At 65.8% G+C, this 15360-nt stretch carries 9 protein-coding genes; 7 read left to right on the plus strand and 2 right to left on the minus strand.

The annotated features are described in order from the left end of the window. A partial coding sequence (locus VGL01_RS21900) for a hypothetical protein (protein ID WP_331573111.1) occupies nt 1-227 on the minus strand: 227 nt, incomplete at its 3' end. On the opposite strand from VGL01_RS21900, the gene VGL01_RS21905 reads away from it, so the two are divergent. Genes VGL01_RS21905 through VGL01_RS21925 form a run of 5 tightly spaced genes read left to right on the plus strand, consistent with a single transcriptional unit; the run spans nt 211 to nt 10329 of the window. Next, on the plus strand, nt 211-4332 hold the full coding sequence (locus tag VGL01_RS21905; RefSeq protein WP_331573113.1) for a hypothetical protein: 4122 nt from the start codon (nt 211-213) through the stop codon (nt 4330-4332). The genes VGL01_RS21900 and VGL01_RS21905 overlap by 17 nt on opposite strands. Before the next feature lie 22 nt (nt 4333-4354). Beyond that, the gene (locus VGL01_RS21910) at nt 4355-5941 is read left to right on the plus strand and encodes a TolC family protein (protein WP_331573115.1); all 1587 of its coding nucleotides are present in this window, start codon (nt 4355-4357) and stop codon (nt 5939-5941) included. Continuing rightward, nucleotides 5938-6747 (plus strand): efflux RND transporter periplasmic adaptor subunit, encoded by an 810-nt coding sequence (locus VGL01_RS21915; protein ID WP_331573117.1) that lies wholly within the window; start codon nt 5938-5940, stop codon nt 6745-6747. Before VGL01_RS21910 ends, VGL01_RS21915 begins: the two co-directional genes overlap by 4 nt. 5 nt (nt 6748-6752) lie before the next feature. Continuing rightward, the gene (locus tag VGL01_RS21920) at nt 6753-8177 is read left to right on the plus strand and encodes an efflux RND transporter periplasmic adaptor subunit (protein WP_331573118.1); all 1425 of its coding nucleotides are present in this window, start codon (nt 6753-6755) and stop codon (nt 8175-8177) included. A 40-nt stretch (nt 8178-8217) separates the two neighbouring features. After that, a complete protein-coding gene (locus VGL01_RS21925) occupies nt 8218-10329 on the plus strand; it encodes an HlyD family efflux transporter periplasmic adaptor subunit (RefSeq protein WP_331573119.1) in 2112 nt (703 codons plus the stop codon). 60 nt (nt 10330-10389) lie between these two features. On the opposite strand, the gene VGL01_RS21930 is transcribed toward VGL01_RS21925, so the two are convergent. Beyond that, a complete protein-coding gene (locus VGL01_RS21930) occupies nt 10390-10767 on the minus strand; it encodes a copper resistance protein CopC (RefSeq protein ID WP_331573121.1) in 378 nt (125 codons plus the stop codon). 247 nt (nt 10768-11014) lie between these two features. Here VGL01_RS21930 and VGL01_RS21935 point away from each other — a divergent pair, with 247 nt between their 5' ends. Together VGL01_RS21935 and VGL01_RS21940 are read left to right on the plus strand one after the other, a co-directional pair. Further along, a complete protein-coding gene (locus VGL01_RS21935) occupies nt 11015-13879 on the plus strand; it encodes a DUF2339 domain-containing protein (RefSeq protein ID WP_331573123.1) in 2865 nt (954 codons plus the stop codon). Beyond that, a complete protein-coding gene (locus VGL01_RS21940) occupies nt 13876-15228 on the plus strand; it encodes a DUF3999 domain-containing protein (RefSeq protein ID WP_414720325.1) in 1353 nt (450 codons plus the stop codon). The genes VGL01_RS21935 and VGL01_RS21940 overlap by 4 nt, the downstream gene beginning before the upstream one ends. The last annotated feature ends 132 nt before the right edge of the window (nt 15229-15360 follow it).

Below are 15360 nucleotides of genomic sequence, written 5' to 3' on the forward strand. Positions count from 1 at the left end.
TTACTGACCTCCCTCGGCAGCACCGCCACGGATGCGCAATGGGCCAGTGCGTTGAGCTCGGTGACGTTCTCGAGCACCAGCACGACGTACGGCAATCGCACGATCTTGTTCCAGGTGAACGATGGAACGAAGAACAGCACACAAGTAACGGACACGATGAGCATGACGGCGCCGCCGGCGATCACGACCGATTCGGGCTCGGCTTCGTTCGTGTCCGGTGACAACACGGCATCGACGCCGGTAGTGATCGACGCAGGTCTGACGGTGACGGACGGCAGCGCAACGACGCTGGCTTCGACAACGGTGGCGATCACGGGCGGCTTCCATAGCGGCCAGGATGTACTGGCGTTCACGAACGACGGCGCGACGATGGGCAACATCACGGGCTCGTACAACGCGGCAACGGGTGTACTGACGCTGAACTCGGCCAGCGCGAGCGCAACGCTTGCGCAATGGCAGAGCGCATTGCAATCGATCACCTACACGGACACCGCCGTGACGCCGGATACCGTGACGCGCACCGTGAGCTTCACGGCGGTCGACGGCGCGGGCAATACGAGCGCTACCGCGACGCGCACCGTGACTGTCGCCGACACGGATCAAACACCGATCGTCACGACGACGGGAGGGACAACGAATTATGTGGGCGGCACGTCGGCCGCGACGATCGACGGCGGCATCTCGGTGACCGATCGCGACAATATGACGCAATCGTCGGGGACGGTCTCGGTCACGAGCGGTTTCCATAGTGGCGACACGCTGACGTTCGTCAATACGGACTCGGCGGCATTCGGCAATATCGCCGGCTCGTACAACGCGGCGACGGGTGTGTTGACGCTGACTTCATCGGGCGCTGCGGCGAGCGACGACCAATGGGGCCATGCATTGAGCGCGGTGACGTTCTCAGCGAGTGCGAGCGCCACGCCGGGCAATCGCACGGTTTCCTTCGCTGTGAACGACGGCGTCAAAACCAGCGCGGCACGTACGGACACCGTGGCCGTGCTCGGCCCACCGACGATTGCGACCGATTCGGGTTCGGCGTCTTTCGTGGCCGGCGACAACGCGAGCTCGACGCCCGTGGCGATCGATTCCGGGCTGACGCTGACCGATGGCGCGTCGCCGACTTTGGCGTCGGCTACCGTCGCGATCACCGGTGGATTCCACAGCATCGAAGACCGGCTCGGATTCACGAACACGAGTGCGACGACATTCGGCAACATTGCCGGCTCCTACAACACCGCGACGGGGGTGCTGACGCTGAATTCTTTGGGCGCATCGGCGACGCTTGCCCAATGGCAGGCGGCGCTCGAGGCGGTGACTTATACCGACACGGCCGTCACACCCGACAACACGACGCGCACGATCAGCTTCACGGCCGTCGACACGGGCGCCGTCACGAGCAATACGGCAACGCGCACGGTGACCGTGACCGACACGGATCAAACGCCGATCGTCTCGGCGACCGGCGGCACGACCAACTACATCGCCGGTACGTCGGCCGCAACGATCGACGGCGGCATCACGGTCAGCGATCAGGACAACACGACGCAATCGGACGGCACCGTATCGATCACGACGGGCTTCCATTTCGGCGATACGCTGACGTTCGTCAACACGAATTCGTCGACTTTCGGCAACATCGTCGGGTCCTACAATTCCGCGACAGGCGTGCTGACGCTGACGTCGGCGGGCGCGACGTCGAGCGATGCACAGTGGTCCCACGCATTGAGCGCCGTGACGTTCTCCGCAGGATCGAGTATCACGCCCGGCAATCGCACGATTGGATTCGCGGTGAGCGACGGTACGAAGACGAGCGCGGTGGCAACCGATACGGTCGCCGTACTCGGGCCGCCGACGATCACGACCGATCCGGGTTCGGCATCGTTCGTGGCGGGCGACAATGCGACATCGACGCCCGTGGCGATCGATTCGGGGTTGAGCGTGACCGACGGTGGTGCATCGACGCTGGCCTCGGCCACCGTTGCAATCACGGGCAACTTCCATAGCGGCGAGGACGCCCTCGCGTTCATCAACACCAGTTCGACGACGTACGGCAACATTGCCGCATCCTACAGCGCGGCGACGGGCGTTTTGACGCTGAACTCCGCCGGTGCGACGGCTACGCTGGCGCAATGGCAGGCGGCCCTCGATTCGGTGACCTATACGGACACGGCGGTCACGCCGAACACTGCCACGCGCACGATCAGCTTTACCGCGGTGGATACCAGTGCCGTGACGAGCAACACCGCGACGCGCACGGTGACCGTGGCCGACACGGATCAAACGCCAGTCGTCACGGCAGCGGGCGGCACGACGAGCTACGTGGTGGGCACATCCGCCACCATCGTCAACTCGACCGTGAGCGTGACCGATCTCGACAATCCGACACAATCGTCGGCAACGGTGTCGGTCACCGGCAACTTCCATGGCGGCGAGGACATCCTCACCTTTACGAACAGCAACGCCCCGTCGTTCGGCAACATTGCGGCGACCTACGATTCGGCGACAGGCGTGCTGACGCTGAGCTCGGCCGGCGCCACCGCCACCGACGCGCAATGGGCGAATGCGCTGAGCGCCGTGACGTTCTCGACGAGCGGGATGCACTTCGGCAATCGCACGATTTCGTTCGCCACGAGCGACGGCTCGAAGACGAGCGCGGCTGCAAGCGCAACGCTCGTCGTGCTCGATCAGCCGCACATCACGCCCGATGCGGGGTCCGGTTCATTCGTGGCAGCCGACAATGCCACGTCGACGCCGATCGTGGTTTCGCCGGGCCTCACGCTGACCGATGCGAGCAGTACGACGGCATCGTCCGCGAGCGTGGCGATCGCGGGCGGATTCCACGCCGGCGAGGACGTGCTGGCGTTCGCCAACGACAACGCGACGATGGGCAATATCGCGTCCAGCTATAACGCGAGTACCGGCGTGCTGACGCTGACGTCGGCGGGCGCCACGGCCTCGCTGGCGCAATGGCGAACGGCACTTGCATCGATCACGTACACCGATACGGCGGTCGTGCCCGACACCACGACACGCGTCATCAGTTTCACGGTGACCGATGGAAACGGCGCCGTGAGCGCGGCGCAAACGCGTAGCGTCACGGTGATCGACACCGATCAGACACCGCTTCTGTCCGTCGGCGGAAGCGTAACGTTCACATCGCTAGGGGCGCATTCGACGCCGGTCGCGATCGCGCCGCAAGTGACCATCAGCGACCGCGATCCGAACGCTACGTTGAGCTCGGCGCAAGTGGCGATCAACGGGGGCTTCGATGCGGCGAACGATACGCTTGCGTTCACCGGCAGCGCGGCAACGGGCAACATCGCCGCAAGCTACAACGCCGCTACAGGTGTGCTGACGTTGACCTCGGCCGGCGGCACCGCATCGCTCGCGCAATGGCAGGCCGCACTGCAATCGGTCACCTACTCGGATGCGAAGTCGGGCGCGAGCGGTAGCCGCACCGTGGCGTTCACCGTCAGCGACGGCGTGAAGACGAGTGCCGTGGCATCGAATACGATCACGATCGTCAGGGGCCAGACGGGCATCGTACCGATCTTCCCGACGCCGCCGGCGGTCATCGAGTCGCCGGCAGCAGCGCAGCCGCCGTTGTTTACGGGCTCCGATCGCACCGGCGCGCCCGACGTGCTCGACGAGTTCGATGAGCCGCTGCCCGTGGGCTCGGTACCGATCGTGCCGACAATGACGTTCTCCGATCCGAGCGCGCCGCGCAACATGCAGCCGCTCGATCGTGCCTCGGTGTCCCGCTTCGACGCGGCGGCGCTCGATGCGGCAATTGCGGTCGGTACCGTCGAGGCGCCCGTGCCGCTTCCCGACGTCTCGTTTGCAATGGGGCCGAACGACCCGTTCTCGATCGAAGTCGCGACGCTGTTGCCGCCTTCCGAGGCGATGCACGGCGGCTCCGACGTCACGGTCCGGCTTGCCAACGGCCGTTCGCTGCCAGGCTGGATCCATTACGACGCGGCAAGCGGCGTATTGCGGGGCAAACTCCCTCCCGGTGCGGAAGACGTCCATATCGTCGTTCAGACGCGCGACGCATCGGGTCGTGAAACGCGCCGCCAGATCGTGCTCGCGCCGCACGACAAGCATGGCAGCTCGCACGATGAGCGCAATCAGCACGATCAGCAGCATGGACAGGACAAGCACGGCGCAGTGCATCCATCGCCGCAAGGGCACACGAGCCGCGCGCCGGCCGAGCCCTCGGTCGCGCGCGCGGCGAGACCGCTCGGCAAGCCGTCGCTCGATCAGCAGTTCGCCCAGGCGCGCGCTGCGCTGCATGTTTCGCATCCCGGCGGCGCGACGCGTCGCATATGAGTTACGTCATCCTCCAAGACCAATGAGATATCAATCGACCTGTGCCATAGCGATGCCGTCGTCCACTACTGAATCCTCCGTTGCGTGGGCAACGGCCTCCACGCGTATCCTGCGCCCTTCGCTGATTGCCGTTTCGCTGGCCGCGATGTGGCTGTCGGGCTGCGCCATCCACCCGACGCCCTTCACGGACGCCGAACGCGCCCAGAGCGCGCGTGCCGACCGCACGGCGATGTTCGCGGAGCAGCCGCCGCTCGCCGGGCCTGTTACGCTCGACGAGGCCATGGCGCGTGCGATCCGCTACAACCTCGATCATCGCTTGAAGATGATGGAAGAGGCGCTTGCGCAAAAGCAGCTCGACGTCGCCAGTTTCGACATGCTGCCGCGTTTGACCGCGGCTGCCGGCTACACGTCGCGCAATCATCCGCTCGCCTCGCGATCCGTGTCGCTCGCCACGGGCGAACAATCGTTGGAGTCGTCCTACTCGACCGACCGGGACATTCGCACGGCCGATCTCACGTTTTCGTGGAATTTGCTCGATTTCGGGGTGAGCTACTTCGAGGCCAAAGAGCAGGCCGATCGCGTGCTCGTCGTGGAGCAGCGCCGGCGCAAGGTGGTGCAACTGATGATGCAGCAGGTGCGCGAGGCCTATTGGGAGGCGACGGGCGCGCAGCGTCTGGAGAGCCGCATTGGCCCGCTGCTCGAGCAAGCGAAGCACGCGCTCGACGAATCGCGGCAATCGCAGAGCGAGGGCTTGCGCTCGCCGCTCGACACGCTCGCTTATCAACATGCGCTGCTCGATATCATGCGCCAGCTCGAAGCCGTGCGCGATCAGCTCGAGGAAGCCAAGCCGCGGCTCGCCTCGTTGATGAACATTGCGCCCGGCACTGATTTCACGCTCGCGCCGCCGGCGGATTTCACGGTGCCTAGCTTCGAGATGCCGATGGACCGCATGGAAGAGACGGCGCTCGAGCGCCGGCCAGAACTCGTCGAAGCCGGCTACAACGAGCGCATCAGCATCAACGAGACGCATAAGGCAATCGCCAAACTGTTGCCCGGCATCGAGGTGCAGTTGGGCGGCCATTACGACAGCAACAGCTTGCTCGCCTATCACGCATGGCGTGCGGCCGGTATCAATGTGAGCTGGAATCTGCTGAATCTGCTCAACGCGAAGAACATCCGCGGCATGGCCCGTGCCCAGCGCGACGTCGCGCATGCGCAGCGGCTCGCGCTGTCGATGGCCGTGCTCACGCAAGTTCACGTCGCGAACGCCGAGCTCGGCGCCAAGCAGCGACAGTTCGATTTGTACAAGCAGCTCAACGACGTGGATGGCCAGATCCTGCAGCACACGCACAACGCGACGGTGGCGAATGCGCAAGGCAAGCTCGAGGAGATTCGCGCGGCCACTTCGGCCATGATCTCGGAGCTGCGCCTCTATCAAAGCTACGGCGAGCTCGAAAGCGCCTATGGCCAACTGCTTGCGACGCTCGGACTCGACCCGGTTCCGGCCGACACGCGCAATGGCGATCTGAAATCGATCGAGCAATCGCTCGACAAGGAGCAAGCGCGATGGGCCGAGTTCGGCCACGCGAACGGAGTTACGGCGCAATGAAGCGATGGGGCAGGGCAGGGCTTGGCGGTGCGGTATTGATGATGGCGGTTCAGGGTGGTTGGGCTGCAGGGGTGCAATCGGGGACCCCGGCCCCGGCGGCGTCGGGATCCTCGGGTGTGCCCGTCGCGCATGCCGAGGACGACGGACGCATCCGTATTCAGCTCGTTGCGCGCGACGAGGTCGAAGTGTCGAGCGAAATCAGCGCGAAGATCGCCTCGATGCCGTTTCGCGATGGCGATGCGTTCCGCGTGGGCCAGACGCTCGTGTCGCTCGATTGCTCGCTGTACGCGGCTCAACTGCACAAGGCGCAAGCCGAGTCCGACGCCGCCGTGGAGTTGAAGCGCGTCAACGATCGGCTGTCGCAGCTCCATTCGATCGGCCAGATCGACGTCGAGCAAGCCGCGGCAAAGGCGAAAGCGAGCGCGGCCGAGGTGGCCTACATGCAGGCGACGGTGCGCAAGTGCGCCATTGCGGCGCCGTTCGACGGGCGCGTCGTCAAGCGCAGCGCTTCGGCGCAGCAGTTTGCGCAGCCCGGCAAAGCACTGATGACGATCGTCGACACGAGCCACCTGGAGCTCAAGATGATCGTCCCGTCGAAATGGCTCGCCTGGCTCAAGCCGGGCCATCCGCTGACGGTCAAGGTCGATGAGGTCGGCAAGGTGTATCCGGCCACGGTCGCTCGCATCGGCGCGCGCGTCGATCCCGTCACGCAGACCATCGATGTGACGGCCGCATTGTCCGGGCACGCATCCGAGCTCCTGCCCGGTATGAGCGGGTGGGCGAGCTTCGCCGGCGCGAGCCGCTAGCCGTCATGAACGCCCCCTTGCGGATCCAGGCGGACGCGCTCGCGCTGCTATGGCAGTTGTCAGCACGCGCCCGGCAAGCACCGAGCGAGGAGACGCTCGGCTTCGTCATCGTCAATGAGTCCCTTTCGCTCGTCCCTTATCGTCAAGCGGCGTGGTGGCGGGCGCCGGCGCCGCTTCCGGGTGCGGTCGCAGCGGTCTCGGGGCTGCCGCAGAGCGATCCCGGCGCACCCTATGTGCAATGGCTCGGCCAAGTGTGTCGCGAGCTTGAAAAACGTCATTCGACGCAAGCGGACGCGTCATCGGCATCGCAGCAGGCGGACGCGCGCGAGGGGGCGGGTGCCGGCGATCAGCCGGCCCTCGATTGGCCCTATGCCTTTGTTGCGGACAGCCTGCCGGAGCCGCTCGCTGCCGAATGGGACGCCTGGTGGCCGGCACATGCTCTATGGGTGCCGCTTTTCGATCGCACCGGCCGCTCGCTCGGCGGTGTCCTCTTTGCGCGCGACGAGCCGTGGACGCAGCTCGACGAAGCGCTGCTAGCCGAGCTCGCGCGCGTTTGGTCGCACGCCCTCGCGGCATTTTCGCCACGCGCTTCCTGGCTGCAGCGCACGAAACTCGCCCTGCGCGCCGGCAAACATCGACGCCGGCTGTTTGCAGCCGTCGCCGTTGCGCTCGTCATACCCGTGCCGCTGACGGTGCTCGCGCCGGCCGAAGTCACGCCGAAGGATCCGTTCGTCGTGCGCGCGCCGCTCGACGGCGTCATCGACAAGCTCTTCGCGCAGCCGAATCAGCGCGTCGAGGCGGGCGCGCCGCTCTTCGCACTCGACTCGACGACACTCGCTTCGCGCTATGCGCTTGCAAACAAAAACTACGCCACAGCGCAGGAGGAATACCGGCAGACCGCGCAACTGGCCGTCACCGACGATAAAGACCGGCTCGACATGGCGTTGCGCAAAGGCAAACTCGATCAGAGCGCGGTCGAACTCGACTATACGGCGCGCGAGCTCGCGCGCGTGCGCGTGAATGCGCCACGCGGCGGCGTCGCGGTGTTCTCCGATCCGAACGATTGGAACGGCAAGGCGGTATCGATCGGGGAGAAGGTGATGCTGCTCGCCGATCCGGTCCATGTTGAGTTGACCGCCTATGTGCCCGTTGCCGACAACGTCGATGTCGTACCTGGCGCGACCGTCACGCTTTATCCGAAGAGCTCGCCGCTCGCGTCCTACGATGCCCGCATCGATACGGTGGCGTATCGCGCCGAGCCGACACCCGACGGCGTGGTCGCCTACCGTGTGAAGGCAACGTTCGTCGATGCTGCCAAGCCGCCGCTCGGCACGATGGGTACCGCGCGCATTCATGGTCGATGGGTGCCGCTCGCCTACTATCTGCTGCGCCGCCCGCTCGCATCGGCCCGGCAGTGGTTCGGCTGGTAGGTCGGTCCATGACCACGCCTTGTGAAATGACGTAGCTTCGATGCCCCGCCTTCCATCCCTTCGCCAAGAACTGAGTCTCACGCCCGGCGCCGCGACGCCGGACGGCGCCCCGACGTGGATGCTCCACGATCCGGCGGCGAATCGTTTCTTCCAGATCGGGTGGCCCGCGTTCGAGATGCTCTCGCGCTGGCCGCTCGACGATGCAAGGGCGATCGTCGCTTCGGTCAACGCCGAGACGACGTTGAACCTGACGATGGAGGACTTCGAGTCGCTCGTACGGACGCTGCTTCATCAGAATCTGCTCGTCGCGACGAGCGCGGCCGACACGGGACGGCTCGCGAGCGCAGCCGCGGCGGGCAAGCTGTCGCACGCCATGTGGCTGCTCAAGCATTATTTGATGGTTCGCGTGCCACTGTGGCGGCCGATGCCTTTTCTGCGGCGCTTCGCGCGTTACGCCGAACTCGCCTACCGCCCCGCGTTCTGGATCGGCGTCGCGGTTGCGGCGCTGATCGGGCTCGTGCTCGTGTCGCGACGCTGGGACGAATTCGTCCACACCTTCCACGGCTACGCCGATCTACGCGGGCTTGCCGCGATCGCTCTCGCACTGGGCTGTGCCAAGGTGCTGCACGAGTTCGGCCATGCGTTCACGGCGCATCGCTACGGTTGCCGCGTGCCGACGATGGGCGTCGCGCTGCTCGTCATGGTGCCAGTGCTCTATACCGATACCACCGAAGCCTGGAAGGTGCCGGGGCGCGCCGAACGCTTGCGCATTGGTGCTGCCGGGATGGTGACCGAGCTTGCATTGGCCGCATTCGCCACGCTGGCCTGGAGCCTGTTGCCCGATGGCCCGTTGCGCGCGGGCGCATTCCTGCTCGCAACGACGACCTGGATCGGCACGTTGACGATCAACGCGAGCCCGTTCATGCGCTTCGACGGCTATTTTCTGCTGTCCGATTGGCTCGACATGCCGAATCTGCACGATCGCGCGTTTGCGTTCGGCCGCTGGTGGATGCGCGAGCAGCTGTTCGGTTTTGGCGATCCCCAGCCCGAGCCGTGCGCAGCACGCCGCAGACGCTTTTTGATCGCGTTCTCGTTCGCGACCTGGCTCTATCGGCTCGTCGTCTTCTTTTCGATTGCACTCATCGTCTATCACGCTTTTTTCAAGGCGCTGGGCTTGATCCTGTTTTGCGTCGAATTCGGCTGGTTCATCGCACGGCCGATCGTGCGCGAAGTCATCGCCTGCTGGCATCGCCGTTCGGCGCTGCGTTGGTGCCGGCAGACCCGGCGTAGCGCGGCCCTCGGCGCGATCCTGTTTGCGCTTGTCGTGCTGCCCTGGCACGGCGGTGTGGGCGCGCCGGCCGTGCTGGGGCCGCAGCGCGCGCAAGGCCTCTACGCTCCCGAGGCGGCTTACGCGAGCGGCGAGGCACCGATCGCCCGCGACGGTCAGCGCGTACATGCGGGTGACGTACTTGCCGTGCTGAGCTCGCCCGATCTGACGCATCGACTGCAAGCAGCACGAGCCGACGAAGCGTTGTTGCGCTGGCAGGTCGAGCAGCAGTCGTTCGATACGCGGCTACTCGAACAGGGTGTCGCGCTGCGGCGGCGCTGGGACGCTGCCCGCGAAACGGTGGCGGGGCTCTCGGCGCAAGTCGCGCAACTCACGCTGCGTGCGCCGTTCGAAGGTGTCGTGCAAACCGATGACGCGCTCGCGCCCGGTACCTGGCTGCCGCGCGGCGAGCATCTGTTCGACGTCGTCGGGCCGATGGGGGTGAAGGGCGAGGCGTTCGTCGGTGAAGACGATGCGGCGCGCATCGCGTCCGGCGAGCCGGTGACATTCGTTGCGTCGCTGCCCGAACGGGGTGCGCTGCACTGCCGCGTAACGGCCGTCGATCGCGTCAATCTTGCCGCGCTCGATGTGCCCTCGCTGGCAAGCGTGTACGGTGGGCCGCTGCCTGTGCAGTCGCAGCCGGGCACGCATCAGCTCGTGCCGCTCGCGGCCACCTATCGCGTACGGATCGGCGCGTGCCCCGGGAACGAGGCGTGGCCGCGCGAGATCGTCGGCACCGCGACGATCGGCGCGGCGCGTCAAAGTTTTGCGTGGCGAGCGTTGAAGTGGCTTGCGGCCGTATTTGTGCGCGAGGGTGGCGCTTGACGATGCGATCGCCTTCCGTGGCGACTATCGTGATGCCGAAGACGATCGCATGCTCGGCAGTTACTTCACCGAAAACGTATACCGCCCCTGTGTGCGATGCCCGTCCGCGGCAACGGCGACCCACACCACGGTGTACTTGCCGGGCGCGAGTGTGCCGACCGAAACCGACATGTGCTTCGGGTTCGCCGCATCGACAGCCGACTTGCCGCTGACGACGGACTTGCCTTGTGCATTGGTCACATCGATCGAACTGAACGCCGGTTCGAGACGGTCGTCGAAATCGATGGCAACTTTGTTGATCGTCGCCGGGATAGTGGCGCCGGCGGCGGGCTCCTGACGAGTCGGCCTGGCGTGAGCGAACGCGAGCGAGGCGGCGGCAAGCGTCAGTGCGGCGGCGGCAATGTGCGCCGCGGAAACGATCGATAGATGCTTCTTCATATCCTCAGTGACCTTTCAATGCAGTGCAAAGCGGGCGCGTGACTAGGGCTCCGATCGTAGCCGATCGGCCGTAGTGTCGCAAACGAGGCATGCCACACCAACGGGGGCACGCGAAAATGCATGTGATAGCCTACACATCGTTCTCCTGCCATATCGGACGTCGCTCGCGTTGCTCACGTTGCTCGCGTCGCGCACATTGCGCACGCTGGCCGTTGCCGTTGCGATGAAAAGACAAAAAGAGGAACACATGCGCTGGATCTTTGGGGTGGTGGGCCTGGTGATCGGCTCGGCGATGGCGCGGCTTCTCGGTGCCTCCGATGTGAGCGGGGCGATAGTGGGAGCGCTGGCCGGCTTCATGTTCGGCGTGTGGCTCCGCCGGGCATCGCCGGCTCAAACAACCGCTGACGCGGGCGCGGAAAAGGCTTTCGACGGTTCGACGACGCTCGCTGCGCGCGTCGAGCAGCTCGAACGCCAGGTCGCCGCATTGACGCAGGAACTCGCGCGGCTGCATTCGCCCGAGGCGCAACCCCCTCAGGTGTCTCCCATCGCGCAGCCGCTCCCCGGCGACGCTGTCGCCGCGCAGACGACAGTAGCGCCTGTCGGGCCCTCCGATTCCGGCACGCCGCCGGCCTCCCGTGACGACGCAAGCGAAGTTCAGCCCGGAACCGCGGCGATGTCCGTGCCCATGCCCGGCGAGCGCAACGAGCAGACCGTTCCGACCGCACCGATCGCACCGATCGCACCGACGATCTTCGAGCGTGCGGTGCGAGCGGCGCGCGATTGGCTCGTCGGCGGTAACACGGTAGTGCGGGTGGGCATCATCGTCCTCTTTTTCGGCGTGGCGTTCCTGCTCAAATATGCGGCCGACAACGCGATGCTGCCAGTTGAGTTCCGCCTCGCGGGTGTCGCGCTCGGCGCCGTCGTGCTGCTCGTACTGGGCTGGCGTATCGGCCCGCGGCGCGGTGCTTATGGCCTCGTACTGCAAGGCGGCGGTATCGGTGTGCTGTACCTGACGGTGTTTGCGGCGACCAAGCTGTACGGGCTGCTGCCCGCCAGTGCGGCGTTCCCATTGATGGTCGTCATTTGTGCCCTGGGTGTGTTTCTGGCGGTACGCCAGGACGCGCCCGCGCTTGCGTTTCTCGCGAGTGCGGGCGGCTTCCTGGCGCCGGTGCTGATTTCGACAGGTGGCGGCAGTCACGTCGTTCTGTTCAGTTATTACGCACTGCTCGATGCCGGCATCTTCGCCATCGCCTGGTTCAAGGCCTGGCGTCCACTCAATTTACTCGGCTTTACGTTCACTTTCGCCATCGGCACAGCCTGGGGAGTGACGTCGTACCGGCCTGAATTGCTCGCGAGCACCGAGCCGTTTCTGATCCTCTTCTTTCTGATGTACGTCGGCATCGCACTGCTTTATGCGATGCGCCGCGAACTCGCGATCCAGCATTACGTCGACGGCACGCTCGTATTCGGCACCCCCATCGTCGCGCTCGGTTTGCAGGCTGCGCTGATGAGGCACATTCCATTCGGCCTTGCCTGGAGCGCGGTGGCACTGGGCGCTTTCTACCTGAGCGTAGCCGCGTGGCTCGCGCGTCGGCGCGAGCGATTGGCGTTGCTGTTTCAGTCCGCGGCGGCCATTGGCGTCGTCTTCGCGACGCTCGCTATTCCACTCGCGTTCAGCGGACCGACGACGAGCGCGGCCTGGGCGGTCGAAGGCGCCGCCGTCACCTGGCTCGGCGTGCGTCAACGGCGCTACTTGCCGCTTGCTTTCGGGCTCCTCATGCAGCTCGCGGCAGCCGGCGCATTTTTCGTGAGTCAGCTTTTCGCGAGCGCACCCGCTACGCCGGTGCTGAACGGCGCCTATCTGGCGACATTGCTGATTGCAGCGGGCGGCGTTTTCACCGGTTGGCAACTGCATGGGCGCGACGAAGGGCGCGCGTGGCGTCCGTGGACCGGGCAACTGGGCCTCGCGGCGGCGATCTGGGGGCTTCTCTGGTGGATCGGCGGCGGAGCGGACGAGATCGCGGCCTACGCGCAAATGCATGCCGTCGGGGCGCCACAGCGTTTCGCTATCGATGCCTCGATACTCTTTGCCGTGCTGACAGCCTGGTTCGCGCATGCGCTTCGCCACGCGCTTGCATGGCCTGCGGCGCGATGGCCCGCACTGGCGCTCGCGCCGGTACTGGCGTGGCTTTCGCTCGCCGCGCTGGGCTTGAACGAGGCGCCGCTCACGGGTCTCGGGGCAATTGCGTGGCCGGCCGCATTCGTGTTCGGATATCTGCTGCTATGGCGCGAGCAAAGCGATGCGCCTGGCCGGACTGCGGATGCGCTGCATACGGTGATGTTCTGGGTGCTCTGCTGTGTGCTCGCCCAGCAAGCGTATTGGCGTTTGCGCACGTACGTGCCCGAGGGTGCCTGGAGTTGGAGCGCGTGGGCATACGGCGTCGGCATGGCGGTTTTACTCGTGTCGACCGTCGGGACACGCTTGCGTTGGCCCATCGGGCGATTCGCGCGTGCCTATCAGCTGTGGGCGGCCGGGCCGCTTGCCGCACTGCTCTGGGTATGGACCCTCGCCAGTTTGCAAAGCGATGGCAGCGCGGCGCCGTTGCTGTGGCTGCCGCTACTCAATCCACTCGATGTCGCGCAGATGCTCGTGTTCGTTGCGATGGCGGCATGGCTGCGGCGCGCGTCGACATTCGGTTTTGCGTTACCGTCCCGCGTGTTCGCTTACGCGACACTGGCCACGGGATTTCTCTGGCTCAACGCGTTGCTGTTGCGCGCGCTTCATCATTGGATCGGTCTGCCGTACAGCCTCGGCGAAATGGCGCGCTCCACGTTGGCGCAAGCCTGCGTCTCGATCCTCTGGGCGGTGAGCGCGCTTGCCATGACCATCTGGGCCACGCACAAGGGCGCACGCGCGGTCTGGTTCGTAGCGGCCGGCCTGCTCGCCTTGACCGTCTTGAAGCTGTTCGTGTTCGACTTGTCGCACATTCAGGGGCTCGAGCGCATCGTGTCGTTCATCGGGATCGGCGTGATGCTGCTGTTGATCGGCTACTTTTCGCCGCTGCCGCCGAAAGTTTCGGAGCACGAAACAACGGGAGGGAACCTCACCTGAAGCGTTTCGTTGCAGGCTGCGGCGCGGCGGTTCTCGCGGCGTTCGCCATTGGGCTGCCGGTTGCGGCGCAAGCTGCGCCAACGCCGTTCATGCATCGCTTTGCGCTCGAACTGGACGGCAGCGCGCCGTACTACGTGCTTGCCGTGCCACCGGCCGTTTATGCCGCGAGCCGTCGATCCGATCTCGGAGACGTGCGTGTGCTCAATGGCGCAGGCGAGCCCGTGCCTTATTCGCTCGATGCGCCCGTGGCCCATCAGGCGCCGACGCTGCGTCCGGTCAACTGGTTTCCGTTGCCGACCGCCGCTGCGAATGCGCCCGCCGCAACGGCCGGCGTGTCCATCGCACAGGATGGGACACTGCGCCTCACGACGGCCGCACCGAACGCGGGCGCGCGCGATGCGGACCTGCTCGATATCGGTTCTGCCGCGCAGCACGTGGGCGCGCTTGTCATCCATGTGCGGGAGGACAGCTACCAAGGACGCGTGCATGTCGATGCCAGCGCCGATCTGCAAAGCTGGCGTGCGGTGGCCGATGCCTCGATCCTCGAGGCCAATCACAACGGCGAGCGTCTTGCGCAGGAACGCATCGCGCTCGATAACCTCGGGCAGACAGAGCGCTATTTGCGGCTTCGGTGGCTTGGCGGCGGCCCGGAGATTGCATCGGTCGACGTCGAGCTTTATCCCGATGAAGCCCGCCCATCCGATGGCGCCCGCCAATGGCGCGAGGGCCTCGTCGCCCGTGCGGGCAAAGCTGCGGGCGAATACCTGTTCGAAACGGGCGGCGCCTACCCGGTCGACCGCCTCAGAATCGATGTGCCGCAACTGAATACGGTGGCGCAAGCCACCGTCTACTCGCGCCCGAACGGCGATGTGCCGTGGCGCGAGATTGCGCACGCGCTGCTTTTTCGCGTCGCGCAACACGGCGAGGCGCGCAATCCGCCTTTGGAATTCGCGCCGGATACGGATGGTCAATGGCGAATCGTCGTCGACATGCGCAACGGCGGACTGGGCAACGGCATGCCGAGCGCCGCAGTGGGCTGGCAACCGGCACGGCTCACGTTCGTCGCTCGCGGCGCCGGACCGTTCTCGCTTGGCGTCGGCAATGCGCGCGTTGCCGGGGCCGCCGAGCCGCGCGACGACATCCTCGTGGGGGGCGAGGGCGGGGCGGGTGTCAAGCCGGCACATCTGGGCGCGCCGCTGCCGGTCGACGAGGATGAAGCGCGGCGAGCCGCCGGCAATGCGGACTCAGGGCGCCGATACGTGCTCTGGGGCGCGTTGCTATTGGCCGTCGCCGTGCTCGCCGCGATGGCTTGGCGCCTCTTGCGGCCGCAAGATACGGCGCGGTCGTGACGCTCGCCCGTGGCGACGATCGGCACGCCTGACGTTTCGTAGTGCCAACGCGAGAGCTTTCTTTCAGTGTGCTTACGTGCTATAGATGCGCGTGTTCCGGGTCTTGCAAGACTCTCAGCGTGCTTTTCCGCG

It is taken from the genome of Trinickia sp., from assembly GCF_036503415.1.
GTDB lineage: Bacteria > Pseudomonadota > Gammaproteobacteria > Burkholderiales > Burkholderiaceae > Trinickia.